Raw genomic sequence first — 16767 nt, forward strand, 5'->3', positions numbered from 1 at the left:
GGCCGCAATCGTCTTCATGGTCGCCAGACCGGCCGAGCGCCTCCGGGGGATCCGGTGCGTTCGGCAGGCATGGCGGTTTCCGATAATGTTGGAAATTGCTGCTGCCACAACGCCTCGGCTTGCTCTTTCGTGAAGATGTCAGGCTTGGCGCGCGTTCAACCAATAAGAAGAGATATTGCATGCATGTCGAGAGCGTGACACTGACGAACTTCCGCTGCTTCGGGGGCGCGCCGACGAAAGTAGCGCTCGACGCCGAACTCACGACCATCGTCGGACCGAACGGAGCGGGCAAGACCGCGCTGCTGCAGGCACTCATGCGCCTGTTCGGCGTGACGCGTGCTCAGCGCACCATCGTACTTGCCGACTTTCATGTTCCGCCTCCCGGCGGAGCAAAGGGAACGGAGGCGCCCGGGGACACCCGGACGCTATCGCTCGACGTGGTAGTCCGCCTGCCTGAGCTGGCGGACGGCTCCGCCACCGCGGCGACGGTCGCCCCTGTGTTCCGACGCATCCACATCAGCGCTCCCGGCGCGGTGCCGGCTTGCCGCCTGCGCTTGGAAGCGCGCTGGGACGATGACGGCACGGCCGAGGGAACCGTCACCCAGGAACTGTTCTGGGTGAACAGCCTGGAAGACGATTTCGAGGAGAGTCAGAAGAGCGGTGTCGCGGCGGCCGAGCGCGGCCTCATCCAGCTGTACTACACGCCGGCCAACCGCGACGCGCAGTCGCAGATCAAGGCGACCACAGGCGCCCTCGCCGCCCGCCTGCTGAAAGCCATCGAGTGGTCGCAAGACACCGAGGATGCCGTCGACACGGCGAGCAAGACACTGACCGATGCCTTCGGCGGGGAAGACGCCATCAAGGCCATTGGCAAAGCCCTGAGTAAGCGCTGGAGCTACTTGCACGACGGAGACATCGACACGCAGCCGGGGCTGAGTCTCATGAGCCGCCGTTTTGAAGAAGTCGTAGCTCGCATCGGGGTCGTGTTCAAGCAGGGTCCCGCCGGCGAAGACAGGGGGCTGGAGGCACTGAGCGACGGCCAGCAATCCCTTTTCTACTTCGCACTTGCCGCCGCCGTGTTCGATCTGGAGCGAGACGTCATCGCGGGGGATGTCGAGGGGTTTCGGGATGACGCCCTGAGCATTCCCGCACTCACGCTGTTCGCTATCGAAGAGCCGGAGAACCACCTCTCGCCGTACTACCTCGCGCGCATCATTCAGCAGATCAGCAGCATGGTGAAAGGCGGCGCGGGGCAGGCCCTGATTTCGAGCCACTCCCCTTCGGTGCTCAGCCGCGTGCCGCCGGAGAGAGTGCGCTACTGCCGCCGCGACGCCGAGAGCGCTACTTCCTCGGTCCTGGCGATCCCCATGCCGAAAGACGGCACCGAAGCCGTCAAGTTCGTGCGCAGCGCGATGCTGGCGTATCCCGAGCTGTACTTCGCCCGCTTTGTGCTGCTGGTCGAAGGCGACTCGGAACGGATCGTCCTGCCCAAGCTCGCCGAGGCACAAGGGCTCCTGCTCGACCCCTCGTTCGTCGCCATTGCACCACTGGGCGGCCGGCACGTTCAGCACTTCTGGCGCCTGCTCACGGGACTGGGCATTCCCTTCGCTACGCTGCTGGACCTGGACCTGGGCCGCGAGGGCGGCGGATACGGCCGAGTCAAGACTTCGATCCAGCAACTGCTGGCCAATGGCGCGAACAAGCGGCCGTTGCTGGAACTCAAGGACGGCCTGCTCAGCGACAAGAGCCTGGAGGGCATGCACGACTGGGAAACCAAGATTCCGGCCCTGCGCCTGTGGCTCGATGACCTGGAAAAGTACAACGTGTTCTTTTCGTGGCCGCTCGACCTGGACCTTGCGATGCTGCAGGCGTTCCCGGACGCCTACAAAGCCACCATCGAAGGCAGCGGCCCGCGAATGAAGAACGAGGATGCAGCAGTCGTCGTTCTGGGTGCGGGCGGCAAAGGCCTCGAGGTCTACACGGACGATGCCGAGCCTTTCGCCAAGCACATGGCCGCCTACCGCTACCATTTCCTCACCAACAGCAAGCCCGCGACCCACCTGCGCGCACTGACCCACGTGTCGTCCGCCACGCTGAAGAAGGACATGCCCGAGTGCTTGCTGAAGGTGCTGCAGCACATCAAGGATCATCTTCCGGCGCAGACCCTATGAGCCTGCCGCCGCGCCGCGTTGACGCGCAAGCCTGGACGCCGGTGGGTGTGAGCCAGCTGGAGGGCAATGCGCTGAAGGTCGTGCGCTCCACCGGCCATCGGTCGGTGCTGGCCGGGCCCGGCGCGGGCAAGACCGAGCTGCTCGCACAGCGTGCTGCCTACTTGCTGCAGACCGGCGCCTGCCCATCCCCGCAGCGCATCCTGGCGATCGCCTTCAAGCGCGATGCGGCGCGCAACCTGGGGCTACGCGTCGGCCAGCGCTGCCAGCGCGAGCATGCCAGTCGGCTCGATTCGGTGACCTTCGACGCCTTCGCCAAGAACCTGCTCGATCGTTTCGGGCAGGCGCTGCCACCGCGCTGGCGGCCAACGCCCGACTACGAGATCCTGTTCCCGAAGGTCGATTTGTTCAGGGAGTTCCTGCGCTCCGCCAGCGAGTCTCGCGACCGCGTGGGCACGGCGGCGCAGGTTCATGCCATCGTGCCCGGCACCTTCGAGCGCAGGTACGTCGTGGCCGCTCGCCTGCCGGAAGCGGGCTGGTCGTCGCCCTCCCCGGCACAGTGGGCTGCCGATGCCTTCTGGCAGCACATGCTCCATGACGGCAGGCGCAGCACCCTCACCTTCCCGATGATTGGACGCCTCGCCGAACTGCTGCTGCGCGTGAACGATTCGGCGCGCCGCGCGCACGCGCTGACCTATTCCCACGTCTTCATGGACGAGTTTCAGGACACGACGCAGGTGCAGTACGACCTGATCCACACGCTATTCCTGGGCACCGACACCGTTGTCACCGCCGTGGGTGACAACAAGCAGCAGATCATGAGATGGGCAATGGCGATGGAGGCGCCGTTCGACGTCTTCGAGGGTGACTTCGGCGCAAAGCGCATTTCGCTTCTGAGCAACTACCGGTCTTCGCCGGACCTCGTGCGCATCCAGCACGTGCTCGCCCAAGCCTTGGACGCAGGCGCGCCGCCACCCGTGTCGAAGACGGTAGGAACGGTGTCAGGCGATTGCTGCGCGGTATGGGACTTTGTGTCGGCCCGCGCTGAGGCCCGGCACCTGGCGAAGTATGTGGCTGCCGAAATGAAGGCGCACGGCTTGCAGCCGCGCGACTTCGTGCTGCTGGTGCGGCAGAAAGCCGACAGCTACGCGCGGGAGTTGGCGCCACATTTCGAGGCAGCCGGCCTGCGACTGCGCAATGAGGACGCGAGCGTCGGAGCACTCAAGCTGCAGGAGTTGTTGACGGAAGAACTGTCGGTCGACTGCATCCTGTTGTTGCGCGTGGCGCTGACGCGCAACGCCGGCGCAGCCTGGGCCGAGGCGCTTCGCACGCTGGAGGGCATGATGCCGCCGGGCTTCGACCCCTCGGACGCCAACCATCGGCGCCTGTCGAAGTCGCTCGACGACTTCGCTTCGCGACTGGCGCAACGCTACGCGGATCCGCCGACATCGCAGAAACAGGCCGCGGCGCTCGTCAGCGAACTGGCCGATTTCCTCGGACGGGATCGGCTCAAATCGGCGCATCCGGCCTACGCGCAGGGCGACTGGCTCGCCAAGGTCGAAGACAGCGTGGCCCAGCACCTGTTCTCTAGCGCAGCCTCGGCTACCGATTGGGCAGCCACGCTCGACGTCTACGACGGCCGCGATGCCGTTGCCCTGATGACCATCCACAAGAGCAAAGGCCTGGAGTACCACACTGTCGTCTTCGTCGGCCTGGACGATGCGGCCTGGTGGAGCTACGCGAGGGAGACCACGGAATCGACGGCTGGATTCTTTGTGGCCTTCACGCGCGCCAAGCAGCGAGTCGTCTTCACCTACTGCCCGGCGCGAGGGAATCGAAACGACATCCAGCCGCTGTATGCGCTGCTGGCACAAGCCGGGGTTCCAACCATCAGGCAGGCTTGATACCCCACTGCGCAGACCGAACTGTTGGGCCGGCGCGTTTCGCAACGCGCCGCAAGCGAGGCGGCATTGTTGATCCGCGCAAGAAACCAAATCCTCGAAACCGCATCCGTCGGAAAGCACGAAGGCGGATAGGCGATTTCACGTGCATGGGGGAAAGCACAAAAGCACAAACGAACGCAAGCGGCTTTCCGTGCAGCACCAAAGCCACGAAGCCGCTTTTACGGAAAGCCGCCGATGCGGCGACGATGCAGCGACGACGCTGAAGGCACCGCGACTGGCACACGTGCCGGCGCCCCGCCGGTGGGCGGGGCGCCGAGGGCAACGATCAGTCGCCCTTGCTGCGCGACCAGATCAGGTTGTGCGTGCCGTCCTCGGCCTCGACCAGGCGGGCGTAGATGGTGGCCGGGAACGACGGGTCATCGAGCGTCACCGACAGGTAGGGCCGTTCCGCCCTGCTGATCTTCTTCCACGCCGCGCCGATCTCGAAGTTACCGGCGACGATGCGGTAGTCGGGAGCGTGCTCGCTCTCCTTGTCGTTGGGGACCAGCTTGACCTTGACGTTGAGCGTCAGGGTACGGACGGAGCCGGTGAAGCCGTTGTTCTGTGCGGTGAAGGTGCCGATGTTGGCCATGATGAATCTCCTTGCGGTGGTTGACTGGTCGCGCCCATCGCGGCCTTGTCAGTGATCCGAAGGGCGAGGCACGGGCGGGCTGCACCGCTGAGCGAAGCGAAGGGGCCGCAACAGCGTGGAGGACCGGGAGTGCCCGAAGAAATTTGTCCCGCGAGGAAGCCGCCGAACGCAGTGACAAAGGCGGGGAAATTTGTTCGGGCCGGACGGTTGCTGCCATGAAGCCCGAGGCGCAGCCGGTGCATCGCCAGGATTCACGACAAGCCAAGGCCGCCCTGGGCGCAACTGCCACCGCAAGGTGCCATGGCCGACGCGCCGCCCCCACGAACACCGCCGGCACCGTCCGCATCCTGTTGCCGTCCATGGCGGTCCCCAACGTGAGCGAGACGCTCCCGAGCATCGGCGCCGGATTCGGCGCGGCGTGAAAGGGCATGGCGGACCGGCCCGGGTGAGAACCGCGCCCGGGCATCATCGGACGCTGCTCGTGTCGGGACCGGGAATGACCCAATCGGATCTGGACGGTCGGCCCACGGCGTGGCGATGCATTCCGACGCACCTACCGGCCCGCAGGCGTCATGGCCTCAGTTCACGCAGGGCGCTGACCTTGGCCGTGATGCGCGACTCGATGTTCTGGCGCGACGTCGCCACGAGGGTGACGACAGCTTCGCAGACGACTTCATGGGGATCGTGCGCATGCACGCGGAAGGTGACGCTGCGGTCGCTCATACGCTCGACCCACCCGCGCAGCCGCAACGGCGAGCCAGGAGGGATCGGTCCCAGGTGGTCGATGCGGATGGAACGCCCGACCACCGCTTCCGCGTCGGTATCCGTCAGCCGCTGCACCTCGCGGATGCAGACGGACTCGATGACCGCGACCAGGTAGCCCGTGGCCAGGCATTCGATCAGCTGCTCCGCGTAGTCCTTCCCATGCGGCAGCCGCGAGAAGAGCGACCGCGCCGTCTGGTCGGCCGGGACGATGTAGGATTCCTCGAAGAAGACCCCGCTGACTGCTTGATGGTTCATGGCATGTAGTGGCGAGAGGAGCAAATGCCTCCGATCCACTGATGCTCCCGTGCAGCGGCCCGGCCGCAAACCCGCTGTAGCGTGCCCTGGCGCGCTGCAGCGGGTTTGCGGCCGGGCCTGGATGTGAAAACGCGCGCGGCAGACCTGCCGCGCGCGTCGCGCCTGTGTAAAAAAGCCCCGACCCGCAGGCCGGGGCATTCCGCACTCAAACGGCTTCGTGCATTTCCTGCGTCTCGTCGGCGCGCTCGTCGTCAGCCCCTGCCTCCATCTCCTGGGCGTCGCCCTGCGGTGCGGCTTCCTGTGTCGCGGCCTCCGGCGCGCGGAACATCGCGGGCAGCCAGCCGCTGCCTGCCGCCAGCCGCTCGGCTTCGGCGGCGATCTGCGCCTTCTTGAGCTTGGCGAGGCGGTGCACTTCGCCCGGCGCGAACGCCTGCACCGCTTCCAGCGCCTTGGCCTTGGACACGTGCTCGAAGTAGCCCGCAGCAGTCGGCGTCCACCACTGGCCCATGTCCAGGTTCACGACCTGCGCCAGCAGCGCGGCGGGCCGATCACCTTCGCGCGACGTGATGGCGCTGACCGTGAAGCCCACGCACACCGCCAGCAGCGACAGCAGCTCGGACTGCGGCAGCGCCAGCAGCTCGGCGAACAGCGCTTCGGAGTCCTTGGGCAAGCGCTGGCCCCAAGCCTCCCGCACTTTGCACATGCCAACAGCTGCCGCCGACTCGACCACATCCGGCGCGTGCTGCTCCAAACGGTCCTGTGGGTCGGCGCTGATGTTCAGCGGCGAGCCGTGGTAGCCGTCGAGCACGATGCGCTGCGCGAGCCGATGCACCACGGCCACCAGCGCGATGTGCGGATGGCGCGCCACCTCGGCTTGCAATGCGGCGGTGCGGTGAGCCGACAGGCGGCGCGCCAGCTTCTCGGAGATCGCCAGCGCGGACGGCTCGTCCTCGAGCCGCTCCTGCGCGCCAGCTTCATGCACGTCTTCCCCGGCGTGCGCGCCGCGCTGCTGCGCGCGCAGCGCCTTGGCCTCGTCCTCGCGTAGCAGGCCGCGATGCACCACCACCGCTCCCTTCGAATCGAGCGACACCACGGCCCCCGCCCTCGGCACCGCGCCCACGGGATAGACCAGCAGCTTGCGCTCGATGGCGTCGAGGTCGTTGCCGATCGCGTCCATCGCATCCTGCAGCGCCTGCGCCTCGTCGTCGCCGATGGCCTCGTTCTCGTCGTCCAGCCGCTCCTGCAGCTTGGCCTGCTCGGCTTCCAGCTTGGCGATGCGCTTGGCCTCCGCCTTGCCCGGCTCGCGGCGCGTGGCGCGCACGCGCTGGAAAAGGTGCAGGTCGGCGTAGGTGGCGCGCGGCACGGCCTCCACCCAGCCCCAGCCCTCTGCGCGCACTTGCTCGGCCTCCGTTGCGAGGCCGTCGCGCGCAAGCGCATCCAGCAGCGCGGCATCGGCGAGGAATACGCCGCTCTGCTCGTCGGCGAACAGGTCGCGGCGCACGCCGCCGCCCGCCTGCTCGTAGGCGTCCAGTCCGACGAAGCGCGCCACCGGGTCGCGGGCCGCGTCGATTTCCTCCTGCGTCAGGTGATCGCGCAGCGCGTCGGGGCTGCGCTGCCACTGCGGCGACTCATAGAACGCGGCTTCCTGCGCCGCGTGGTCGTCGGTGATGACGAGAGCCATCAACTGGTCGAGCGTCACGGCGTCGGCCCGGTAGTCGGCCAGCAGCCGGGGCGAGACGTTGGCGAGCTTGAGGCGGCGCTGCACCACCAGCGGTGTCACGCCGAAATCGGCGGCCACGTCTTCGATGGGACGGCCTTCCTTGATGAGCGCAGCGAAGGCCTCGAACTGGTCTGCCGGGTGCATGGCCTCGCGCTGCACGTTCTCCGTCAGGCTGACGGTGCGCGCCGCCGCATCGGGCACCAGCAGGCACGGCACGTCGTGGTCCTTGGCGAGCTTGCGGCGCTTAACCAGCACCTTGAGGGCGGCGAGCCGACGCCGACCGGCGACGACTTCGTAGTGCTCGCCATCCGGCGACAACACCACGGTGAGGTTTTGCAGCAGGCCCACGCGGGCGATGCTCGCGGCGAGTTCGGGAATTGATGTGCCGCCGCTCTTGCGCACGTTGCGCGAGGATGGGCGCAGCCGCGACAGCGGGATCAGCAGCAGCTCCTGGTCCGCGCCAATGGCGGTGACGCTCCGCACGGCGGCGGCGATGGCAGTGGTTTCGTGAAGGGTTGCGGTGTTCATGATGAAACTCCTATCGAATGAAGAAACGGACAAGCCAACGGAGGGAAGGAACGGAGGGGCCGTGTTGGCGTGAAGGCCGCCTCCGCGTGGGATCAGCGGGGTTCAGGCCTTCAGGCGCTGCATGCCATCGGCGAGCAGCCACAGCGCGCGGTTCAGTCGCAGGTTCTGGTCGATGCCCTGCACGGGCCGCGTGTGCTGGCGGCGGCCGTTGGCCGTGCGTGCGGGCAGGCCGCCCCGGGTCAGGTTCTCCTGCGCGCGGTTGAACACGCTCCACAGGTCGGGGCGGTTGTCGTCGAAGCGGCGCGGGGCCAGCACCTGCGCCTCGGTGACGGGCGCGGGCTTGTCGGGGTCGTCGTACTTGAGGGCCAGCGCGGCGCGCGCGAAGACTTCGGCTTCGCCGCTGTCCAGCGTGATGGCCTGCATCGCATCGCGCGAGGTCTGTGCCTGCTCGAAGCCGTCCAGCACTTCATATGCGCCTTCGATGACGTGGCCCGTCACGTCGCCCTTGTGGGGCACGCGCACGTCCGCCACGGTGTCGCCGCAAACGAGTCCGTTCTGGCAGACGAAGCGGAACATGCCCGCCAGCATCTGGTAGCTGCTGGTGCCGTCGTGAGAGTTCAGCAGGATGATTTCGTTGGCCTCGCGGCCGTTGATCTGGCTGGCGTGGCGCAGCCGGACCATGTGCTTGGTGAAGTCGCGCCGCCCCTCCTGCCGCACGCGGGTCTGGCACACCATGAAGGGCTGGAAGCCTTCGCCGCGCAGCTTGTGCAGCACCGTCGCCGTGGGGATGTAGCTGTAGCGTTGCGAGCGGCTGTTGTGCGGGGCCTCCGCGAAGATGGACGGGGCCACCGTCCTGATCTGGTCATCCGACAAGGGATGTTCCGAGCGCAGCACCGGCGAATGCAGTGCGAAACGGGAAGCGAGTTGCATGGTCTTTCTCCAATGAAGTTGGCTGTTGAAGAACCCCCACCGGATTCCTAGATTCGGAGCCCTCTTCGGACTTCCGGTGGGGTCGGCGCGAAGAACCAGGCCGGCCTCGTTGCCACCGTCTTTCCTGAGTTCATCGCCCGCGACGAAAGGGAGCCCGTGGCCGGGGGCTGTCAAGGAAACAAGCGCCGGGTGTGGGGCGGCCCGCAGCGCAGCGAGGACACGGCCCGGCGCGCCTTGACGGCCCCCGGCCGCGGGCTACGGTCGCGGACAAGGTGATGGGCTCAGGAAAGACGGCGACTGCGGCAACGGCCGCTCTCGGCGCCGGCACCACGCAAGCGAAGCGCGCAGCGCCGCCAGGCGCGAAGGCCGATCAAGTGCAGCTTGGTCGGCGGTCTTGCAGGGGCGCCAAGCGCAGCGCGGCGGGGATGGGCTGGCCAGCCGATCCCCTGGAGGCAAGCGCAGCGCGCAGGTCCGCCCAGGGCTGAAACTCTCGACATGAGGCGCAGCAAAGAAAAAACGCCGCGCCCGCCTATCGCGGGCGCGGCGCGTGACGCCTTATTGAGCGATCAGCTCGACGCTGGTGGCACCATCGCCTGAAGCTGCTCGATGACGCCCGGCTCGACGAAGACGCAAGGCTGGTTGGCCTCGATCGGCACGTTGAACAGTTGGGTGAACAGGTTGCGCTTGATGTGCGCCAACCGGCCCGTGCGATAGGCCTGCTCGGGCTTCAGCCGACCGCCCGACGACTCGCTGCGCTGCGGATCGCATTCGACCAGCGCAACGAAGCCCTCGTCGGCCAGCTTCTGGTGTTCGGCGCACAGGCCCCAGCCCGTCGCCGTGTGGCGCTCCATGCTCGCGCGCAGGCGCTTGTCCAGCAGGAGGTTGCCGGTGTCGAAAGGCACGCCGCAGACCAGGCAGACGTGTTGTTCGAGCGAAACATGCGATTTGTCGTTCATGACGATCTCCGGTTGCTCGGGCGGAATTGCCCGGAACCGTCGCCAGCACGGCGCAGCGCAAGCAGTCAGGGGTCGCAGACGGCCACGGGCCGCAAGCGCCATCGGCGCGCAGCCTTTGACGGCGAGAACGCCGTGATACGGTGAAGGAAACAGCAAGACCTCCCGCCGCCCTTCAACGAAGGCAAGAACGGGCAAACGCAGCGCGCAGGCCCTCAAGGGCCGGAGGCGTCAGGGATCAAAGCCGGATGGCCGTGATTCGGCACGAAGCACGGGGCGCAGCCCGCGAGCCCGACGGCGGTACGCCGGGACGCATAATTTGGTATCGGCACGGCTGCCACAACCGTCCTTTGCCAATACAAGGCCGCACTGATTTGACACTGAGAAGTGATGAACGAACACACCGCAAAGATATTTTGGTCCTGGCAAAGTGACTATTCACCCAAGACCTGCCGTCATTTCATCCGCGGTGCTTTGGTAGAAGCAATCACCCAGGTTGCCAACGAGATCGGTGTCGATGATGCGGATCGGCCTGAGATTGACCACGACACCAAGGGTGAACGTGGCATGGCCGACATCGCCGCCACGATCCTCAACAAGATAGCGGATGCGGCAGTGTTCGTCGCCGACCTCACCCCTATCGCACAGTCTCCAGACGGAAAGTGGCTGCCGAACCCCAACGTGATGATCGAACTTGGATGGGCGATGCATCGGCCTGGCTGGGAGCGAGTCATCGGGATTCTGAACATGGCGAGCGGCGCGAAGGTGGAGGATCTTCCCTTCGATATTCGTCAACGGCGTGTCGTCACGTTCGTGCTGAGCGAAGGCGCCGACAAGCCAACCCGCGCGGCGGTTCGATCAAAGCTCGTCAAAGAGCTCAAGGAAGCCCTGCAGACCAATCTTGAGGAACGATCCGATGACCTCGCGGCTGCAACCAGGATTGATGGCGTTGCTCCGAAGGCAGACAACTACTCTATCTGGGCCTCGGCCGGCGGCACGCTAACGCACAACGACGCCTTTGGAGGAGCAGGACGCGAAACGGTAGCCATGCCCGACGTTCCGCGCGCCTACATGCGGATCATCCCTGCCGGCTGGAAGAACGGCGCGCCGTCGGTTTCGGACATCGCCAAGTTGAACCAATCAAAGAGCATCGAGGCGCCGAGCGATAGCGCGAGCAGCGGCAACTACGGGGCGACGGAAGAAGGATACGTCCGCTACTGGATCACTGGTCAGTCGGAAGCGCGTGAGGCGTCCACTACCAACATCACCATGTTCTTCGAGGATACCGGCGAGTTCTGGATGTTGCATGGCAGCGTGATCGTCCCGCACCAAGGTCAACTTTTGCTCAGAGACCATCCGATGCTCGGACAGTGGTCACAGTTGCTGCGCAAGGCAATGATCGTAATGGACCATTTTCAAGCGCAAAAGACCCGCCGGGTCGAGGTAGGACTCTTCGCCGTCAAAGATCTTCAGTGGTTCTCCGAATGGCAAGGAGATCGGACGCCGTCTCGGCGCAACGACACCCGAGAAGCTAGACAGCACATAGACTGGAGCCCGGAAGCACAACTGACTTTTCTCACTGATGCCTACAACCGCGTCAGGAACCTCTTTGCTCTAGAGCGAAGCACTGAGGCCGAAGTAACTCGGATATTGCAGCAGTTCGATCCGGAGCGGTTCCGAACAGAAGTTTAGACAGCCGTCGCTTCAACGACGGCCGCAGTCATGCGTACGGGCCAGCGTTGAGTGATATGAGACAGAGGTGTACCGCCAGCCGGAGCGCCATCGCCTTGAGAATGGCTGACATGCAGCCGCGATTCAGCACACAGCGCGGGGTGCAGCCAGCGCTCCCACGGCCGAACCTATTCGGTGCTGTGAGGTGTGGCTTGAGCGGTGCTGACGAAGCGAGGCGTGCTGCACGAGGTATGGTCTCCCACATCGTCTCCTGATTGAGATCGGACCCCTTAGGGCGCAGCCCGAACGCTCGACCCTATATTTCCCTGGCCTGCGACCAGATCGGGTTAAAGAGAGCATTGACTGTCTTGTTGAAGACGATGTCGGAATGGAGGCCAACGGCGGATTCAATCTTTTTCGATTCCCCGAAATCTGAGCTTCCAAGCCAGATGATATTCGGCGCAACCAGCACGACCTTGGCATTCACGTTGTGGTGGAGGGCGATTCGAATTTCGGGAAACTGAGCTTTGAGCTGCCTTGCATCCGCTTCAGCTTCGGTACTGGCAAGAATGTAAATTTCTCGCGGCCGTTTGCCGACAATCCTCCCGATGTACTCAAGGTTCGGCAGCAACCGTGTCATCACAAACATCGGGCCCATGCGAGCGAGCTGCGAAAGGCGCGTGTTCCAAGTGCTTGCCACGATCGAGATTTTCGCGTCGTCGCATGAAAATGCGAACCCGCCGTTATCGTCCGAGAAGGCCATTCATATCTCCTCATGCGCGTCTACCGCGCGGAGCCCGTCAAGAAAGGGAACAGGCCGTACCGACCGTGATGCGGATTCTTACCAAACATCAGCGACTGCTCGCGCTTCATGATTGCATCCGGTGGATCGGTGTTCTCGACCACGATGACTTGTGTGTCGACGGGTAGTGCTTCAAGGTAGGCGTAGAACTGTTCCTGAAGGTCGGTGCCGGTCAAGTCGTCTTCCGTCCCATCTGGCTCCCGATACGCAAGCAAGGGGGAATCTAGCACGACGAACCCGGTGTGCGGCGTCTGTCGCGCGCGACAGAACGCTAGCAGCCCGAGGGTGAAAGCCGCATGCGTGATGGCACGAAGACCCTTACCAAAGGCGCTGCGAGACTTCCCAGCAATCACAAGGTCGCGAGTCTTAGAGTCGAAGTACACATCTCCGGCCTCTGGAAAGTGCCAGCCCGTCAAGATGCCTTCAACAGTCTTGGCAAAGCTGTGGGTCACGGTTGTGGGAATCTCTGTGCTGGCAAGTGCCCCGGCCTTCTCGTCCTCGGCTCCCTTCTCAAGATCGGCTCGGCGGCGCTCCATGTCTTGCACTGTGGCGTACAGCGCCAACGCCTCGCGCACTTCAGCGCGCTTGTCAGCGAAGTCGGAATAGGACTTGCGAAGAGTCGAAAGCCTGGGCGCGATCAGTTCCTCAACCGCCTCGGAAATTGACTCCAGCTCTTGAACAATGGCTGGCAGCCTACGGTCGAAACTGGCGCTCTCGCGTTCAAGACTGCGGACAGTGGCCGCAAGTTCTGCGCGCAAGACTTCGATTTTGGCGCTCTCCGTACGCGCGGCCTGAACGACGGCATCAGTGTCCCCATTGCAATCAGCTTCAGCGCGGTGATGAGCGGGTGCCGCGCCACAAAGAGGACAATGCCCAGCGCCCAATACATTGAACAGAGTCCCACCTTCCTCAATAGCGCGCAACCGTTCAATATCGGATGCATAGTGCCTATCGAGAAGGTTGAACCGCTCAAACATCGCCCCAACTTCGGCGCGTCGCGCACGGCTTTCTTCCAGTTTTCTGCGCAGTTCGCGCCGCCTCCCAGCTGCCTCTTGAAACTGCGCCTCGGTGGTATTCACCTGAGTCGCCTGCTGGCGGAGCGACGTGTCGATTTTCTCAAGCTGCTCCTCCAATTCCTTCGGGCTCTTGGTCAACTCCTTGAGCCGCTCACGGTAGTCGCCAAGTAGCTGGTCAAGAAGGTGCAGTTGCGCCTCCCGCGACAGCTCTTCCGGTTCACGCCTATTACTGGCAACGAGCGCGGAATCATCCGTCCCTGTTAGAAGCAGCTTGAATGCTGCAAGGTTCGGCGTATTCGCGATGGGGTTGCCGTCAAAGAGCGGGGAGCTTTGCTGTGTGATTTCCGTCTCGTTGACGATCATCAGGCGCGCAATATTTCGGAAGCTCAGGCTGTTGGTTTCGTTCCGGGAATTCCTGCGGACACGCTTTCCACTAAGACCACACAGGCTCAATAGGAAAGAAGACAGGTTCGCGTCGTTCCTGTCGCTGTGTTGCTCGTCTAGCTGCTTATACGAAATGTCGGTCTCAGGCGGCGTCTGATGCAAGCCGTCGTAGAGTCGAAAGCCGCCGCCGTCCATGCTGCGCCAGAACGTGAAGGACCTACCGTCATGTGTTTCAAGACCGAGGAGGATGAGGTCGTAGCCGACACGCTCCGGGATGTCACGCAGTGGCGGCTTCCCGCCGAGCATGAAGTCGATGGCTTCGACAATGAAAGACTTCCCCGTGTTCGACGCGCCGTAGATGACGTTCAGGCCGGGGCCGAAGGTCACGGTTGCGGGTGACTTCTGCGGACCAAAGAAGCCGAGGAAGCGCAAGCGCAAGCCGGGAGTTGGCGTTGTCATGCTCCGCCTCCCAGGCTCTTCTCAACATGCTGGAACTCCTCGACCCACTTGTCGAAGAAGCGGCGCATCATGCCTTTGAACTGTTCATCAGTGAGGTCGCCGAGGGTTTTGACAAGCCAGGAAGCGCGATCCTTTAGGGCTAGCAGGTAGCTGGAAGATACCGACGACAGAAATGTCGCAGCGTTCTCGCCTGCGCCGTACTTGATGCCTTCAGCCGTGACTTCACGCGCTACGAGGTCGCGGGTCATCATCAGAAGCAGCGATTGTTCGATCAGCTTGCGGCGCACGAGCAATTCAGCCGAGTGCATCGGCGTCGGCGGATGCAGATTCTCCGGGCCGTCGATATCGCCTGTATGGACAAGAAGGTAGTCAAGGGCAATGAGCCGCTGAAGGTCATAGGTTTTTGGATAGGCTGCACCCAGAATCGATACCGCGCGGATACCGGCCTCAAGGGGGCCATTAAACGTAGTCGGCTTGCGTTCCTGGTTCATGATCGTGTCCATCGAAGCCGATCCTCATTCACGAGCTGGTGACAGATTCCATCCCTGTCCTTGGGGTTTGTACAAGTGATGAGAGCGTTCGCCGTGATTTGCATGTCGCGAGCCGCCTTGGTGACGGCACAAACCTTTTCATAGCCATCCGCATGGTTCGCGTCATGCGTGTCGACAACACCGTCATGAATGTCATCCAGCAAGGACTCGAAGGTGCCGGGCGGCACACTGTCGCGCGCGAAGACGCGCAGCGACTCCGCCTCGTAGAACGCTTCGCGCTGGCGGCGGAAGTGGTCCTTGAGCTTCGGCACGGACAAGGCCGAAGGGTCAGTCACGATCGTCCCCGTGTGTTCGCCGTATGCGCCGAGCAACTGCGTCGCATAGCGACTCTCGGCGACGGCGACCTCCTGGGGCGGCTTTCCGGAAGCAGGCCGTATTGGCAGTCCACCACCGAAGCGCGCAGCGTGGACTGGCGCGGTGCGATGATCGTCAACAAGCTGGAGCGCGGTCTTGGCGTCGAAGATCGAGAAATCGAAAGCGTCCACATAGGCGCGGAGCTTTGCGTCGAGCGGCACCTCCTGGGTGCTTGTGATTGCGTCTTTTACGTGCTTGTCCCAGTTTGCAATTACTTCTTCACGAAGCTTCGTGGCATTCGCGAACAGACGACTCAGCGACGTGCCCGCACCGAACGGCGAAACAAAGTAGTAGCGACGGGGCGCCGTGTACTTACCGCTGGATGAGTACCAGATGACCTTGCCGAACTCCACCCAGACATCGCCAAGTCTGATGGCATGGTCGTAGTGCTTGCACTGGTAGTTGTCCCACACGCCCTCCAGGCGCTTATCGTCAACGAACCCCGCAACGTCGATGCCCATGTCGCCGGCGCCTGAAAAGCGCAGGACATGTTTGTACTTCGTCGCGAGACAGTAGTAGGCCCACTCCTCGACGAAGCCTTCCCACTCGTCTGGCGAGTATGTCAGCAGCCTCTGCTGCGGGGGAATGACGGGGCCGTTCGCTACCTGCGTAGCCGTGACGGCGGTCGCAGGACTTGGCGGCTTGTTGATGTCCTTCCAGTTCACTGTCATGACGCGCCGCGTCCGTCGCCGTCATGAGGGCGAAAATACGGGTTCTTGTGTATCTGCGCCGCTTGGACTTTCTTCGTGAAGAACTCCGCGAGGTCGCCCTGTTGCTCAAGCAGACGCACGATCTCTTGAAGCGTCGAGAGAACCAAGACCTTGTGTTGCAGGAACTCACGCACCGTGTGGACTGCAGGTTCCGTGTAGTCGCTGGCAGAGATGAAGATGCCTCGAACCTCGGCGCGCGACATGAGCCGCACAAGATGCTCTGAAATCTCTGGCTTGCCGACCGGATCGCGGTACCACTTCATTTCAACGAAGTACAGCATGCCGCCAAGCTCGATCACCCCGTCGATCTGCTCAACGATTCCTTCTCCAGCATCGCCGACCAAGTGGAAGGCTTTGCGGACGAGAACGCCGTAGGCTTGGAAGAGATTGTTGAGGGCTGTCTCCAGCATCTTGCCGCGTTCCTGCGGCGTCATCGAAGTACCAAACAGCGCATACAAGCCCTGCTTGGCGTTCTCGATCCTAGAAACGCGCTCGCGCTTCTCCGCCGTGACCCGCTGGGTCTCGGCGAGACGCGCTTGCCGCTCTTCTTCGCGAGCGTTGTTCATCCGCGTGAAGGCGTCCTTCTGGTTGACAACTTCGCGGATGCTGGCGACAAGACCCTTGGCCTTGAGTTGGTCGTCGGGCCAGCAAGAATCGAAGTTTGCAAAGTCCACGACGCGCCGCAGCACCTCGCGCCGTTCGCGAAGAGCGGATTCCCCCTTCGCGTTCAGGCGCTCAAGCACCGTGCGAACCATCTGATATTTATTGACGTCTTTCGGTGCAGCCTTCAACCCAGCGGCAATGTCGGCAGTCATGTTCTCAGACACACCTGCGCCTCGGAAGAACACCAGTACATCGGACTTTGAGCGATTGAGCAGCGGCACGACATCCACAAGGAGATTGAACAGCTCCGGTGGATAGTGGAATGTGATGTCTACCGGTCCATCAGTCATGCCATTTTCCTTT

At 63.6% G+C, this 16767-nt stretch carries 14 protein-coding genes; 4 read left to right on the top strand and 10 right to left on the bottom strand.

What is annotated here, in order from left to right; all coding sequences use genetic code 11:
* Positions 1-179 precede the first annotated feature (179 nt).
* A complete protein-coding gene (locus BM109_RS01025; RefSeq protein ID WP_093339754.1) occupies positions 180-2171 on the top strand; it encodes an ATP-dependent nuclease in 1992 nt (663 codons plus the stop codon).
* Positions 2168-4072, top strand: coding sequence for a UvrD-helicase domain-containing protein (locus tag BM109_RS01030; RefSeq protein ID WP_093339756.1), 1905 nt, complete (start codon positions 2168-2170; stop codon positions 4070-4072). Before BM109_RS01025 ends, BM109_RS01030 begins: the two co-directional genes overlap by 4 nt.
* Before the next feature lie 325 nt (positions 4073-4397).
* Here BM109_RS01030 and BM109_RS01035 read toward each other — a convergent pair whose 3' ends face one another.
* Positions 4398-4703 (bottom strand): DUF736 domain-containing protein, encoded by a 306-nt coding sequence (locus BM109_RS01035; RefSeq protein WP_093339759.1) that lies wholly within the window; start codon positions 4701-4703, stop codon positions 4398-4400.
* Between the two features lie 215 nt (positions 4704-4918).
* Between BM109_RS01035 and BM109_RS01040 the strand changes: the two genes are divergently transcribed.
* Positions 4919-5125, top strand: a complete 207-nt coding sequence (locus BM109_RS01040; RefSeq protein ID WP_093339761.1) for a hypothetical protein — start codon at positions 4919-4921, stop codon at positions 5123-5125.
* A gap of 148 nt (positions 5126-5273) precedes the next feature.
* Here BM109_RS01040 and BM109_RS01045 read toward each other — a convergent pair whose 3' ends face one another.
* The 4 genes from BM109_RS01045 to BM109_RS01060 form a co-directional block, all read right to left on the bottom strand.
* Positions 5274-5723, bottom strand: a complete 450-nt coding sequence (locus BM109_RS01045; RefSeq protein WP_093339763.1) for a thioesterase family protein — start codon at positions 5721-5723, stop codon at positions 5274-5276.
* Positions 5724-5928: 205 nt separating this feature from the next.
* On the bottom strand, positions 5929-7971 hold the full coding sequence (locus BM109_RS01050; protein WP_093339765.1) for a ParB/RepB/Spo0J family partition protein: 2043 nt from the start codon (positions 7969-7971) through the stop codon (positions 5929-5931).
* 102 nt (positions 7972-8073) lie between these two features.
* Entirely contained in the window at positions 8074-8901 is an 828-nt protein-coding gene (locus BM109_RS01055; RefSeq protein WP_093339767.1) for a DUF932 domain-containing protein, read from the bottom strand.
* A 566-nt stretch (positions 8902-9467) separates the two neighbouring features.
* Complete coding sequence (locus BM109_RS01060; protein ID WP_093339770.1) at positions 9468-9857, bottom strand: ATPase; 390 nt, start codon at positions 9855-9857, stop codon at positions 9468-9470.
* Between the two features lie 387 nt (positions 9858-10244).
* On the opposite strand from BM109_RS01060, the gene BM109_RS01065 reads away from it, so the two are divergent.
* Positions 10245-11546, top strand: a complete 1302-nt coding sequence (locus BM109_RS01065) for a hypothetical protein (RefSeq protein ID WP_143129050.1) — start codon at positions 10245-10247, stop codon at positions 11544-11546.
* A gap of 295 nt (positions 11547-11841) precedes the next feature.
* On the opposite strand, the gene BM109_RS01070 is transcribed toward BM109_RS01065, so the two are convergent.
* Genes BM109_RS01070 through BM109_RS01090 form a run of 5 tightly spaced genes read right to left on the bottom strand, consistent with a single transcriptional unit; the run spans position 11842 to position 16754 of the window.
* Positions 11842-12288 carry a hypothetical protein gene (locus tag BM109_RS01070; RefSeq protein WP_093339776.1) on the bottom strand — a complete coding sequence of 149 codons (447 nt, stop codon included), beginning with the start codon at positions 12286-12288 and terminating at the stop codon, positions 11842-11844.
* A gap of 20 nt (positions 12289-12308) precedes the next feature.
* Positions 12309-14186 (bottom strand): AAA family ATPase, encoded by a 1878-nt coding sequence (locus BM109_RS01075; RefSeq protein ID WP_093339779.1) that lies wholly within the window; start codon positions 14184-14186, stop codon positions 12309-12311.
* Positions 14183-14689, bottom strand: a complete 507-nt coding sequence (locus tag BM109_RS01080) for an ABC-three component system middle component 2 (protein WP_093339781.1) — start codon at positions 14687-14689, stop codon at positions 14183-14185. The genes BM109_RS01075 and BM109_RS01080 overlap by 4 nt, the downstream gene beginning before the upstream one ends.
* Positions 14674-15762 (bottom strand): ABC-three component system protein, encoded by a 1089-nt coding sequence (locus BM109_RS01085; RefSeq protein WP_093339784.1) that lies wholly within the window; start codon positions 15760-15762, stop codon positions 14674-14676. The genes BM109_RS01080 and BM109_RS01085 overlap by 16 nt, the downstream gene beginning before the upstream one ends.
* Positions 15759-16754: a restriction endonuclease gene (locus BM109_RS01090; protein WP_093339786.1), complete on the bottom strand. Its 996-nt coding sequence runs from the start codon at positions 16752-16754 to the stop codon at positions 15759-15761. The genes BM109_RS01085 and BM109_RS01090 overlap by 4 nt, the downstream gene beginning before the upstream one ends.
* Positions 16755-16767: the final 13 nt, after the last annotated feature.

Source organism: Variovorax sp. PDC80 (genome assembly GCF_900115375.1).
Lineage (GTDB): Bacteria > Pseudomonadota > Gammaproteobacteria > Burkholderiales > Burkholderiaceae_C > Variovorax.

Excerpts from the sequence above, each read along its gene's own strand:
- BM109_RS01070 (WP_093339776.1), bottom strand. The coding sequence starts at position 12,288 with ATGGCCTTCTCGGACGATAACGGCGGGTTCGCATTTTCATGCGACGAC.
- BM109_RS01050 (WP_093339765.1), bottom strand. The coding sequence starts at position 7,971 with ATGAACACCGCAACCCTTCACGAAACCACTGCCATCGCCGCCGCCGTG.
- BM109_RS01025 (WP_093339754.1), top strand. The coding sequence starts at position 180 with ATGCATGTCGAGAGCGTGACACTGACGAACTTCCGCTGCTTCGGGGGC.
- BM109_RS01080 (WP_093339781.1), bottom strand. The coding sequence starts at position 14,689 with ATGGACACGATCATGAACCAGGAACGCAAGCCGACTACGTTTAATGGC.
- BM109_RS01075 (WP_093339779.1), bottom strand. The coding sequence starts at position 14,186 with ATGACAACGCCAACTCCCGGCTTGCGCTTGCGCTTCCTCGGCTTCTTT.
- BM109_RS01055 (WP_093339767.1), bottom strand. The coding sequence starts at position 8,901 with ATGCAACTCGCTTCCCGTTTCGCACTGCATTCGCCGGTGCTGCGCTCG.
- BM109_RS01060 (WP_093339770.1), bottom strand. The coding sequence starts at position 9,857 with ATGAACGACAAATCGCATGTTTCGCTCGAACAACACGTCTGCCTGGTC.
- BM109_RS01040 (WP_093339761.1), top strand. The coding sequence starts at position 4,919 with ATGAAGCCCGAGGCGCAGCCGGTGCATCGCCAGGATTCACGACAAGCC.
- BM109_RS01090 (WP_093339786.1), bottom strand. The coding sequence starts at position 16,754 with ATGACTGATGGACCGGTAGACATCACATTCCACTATCCACCGGAGCTG.
- BM109_RS01035 (WP_093339759.1), bottom strand. The coding sequence starts at position 4,703 with ATGGCCAACATCGGCACCTTCACCGCACAGAACAACGGCTTCACCGGC.
- BM109_RS01085 (WP_093339784.1), bottom strand. The coding sequence starts at position 15,762 with ATGACAGTGAACTGGAAGGACATCAACAAGCCGCCAAGTCCTGCGACC.
- BM109_RS01045 (WP_093339763.1), bottom strand. The coding sequence starts at position 5,723 with ATGAACCATCAAGCAGTCAGCGGGGTCTTCTTCGAGGAATCCTACATC.
- BM109_RS01065 (WP_143129050.1), top strand. The coding sequence starts at position 10,245 with ATGAACGAACACACCGCAAAGATATTTTGGTCCTGGCAAAGTGACTAT.
- BM109_RS01030 (WP_093339756.1), top strand. The coding sequence starts at position 2,168 with ATGAGCCTGCCGCCGCGCCGCGTTGACGCGCAAGCCTGGACGCCGGTG.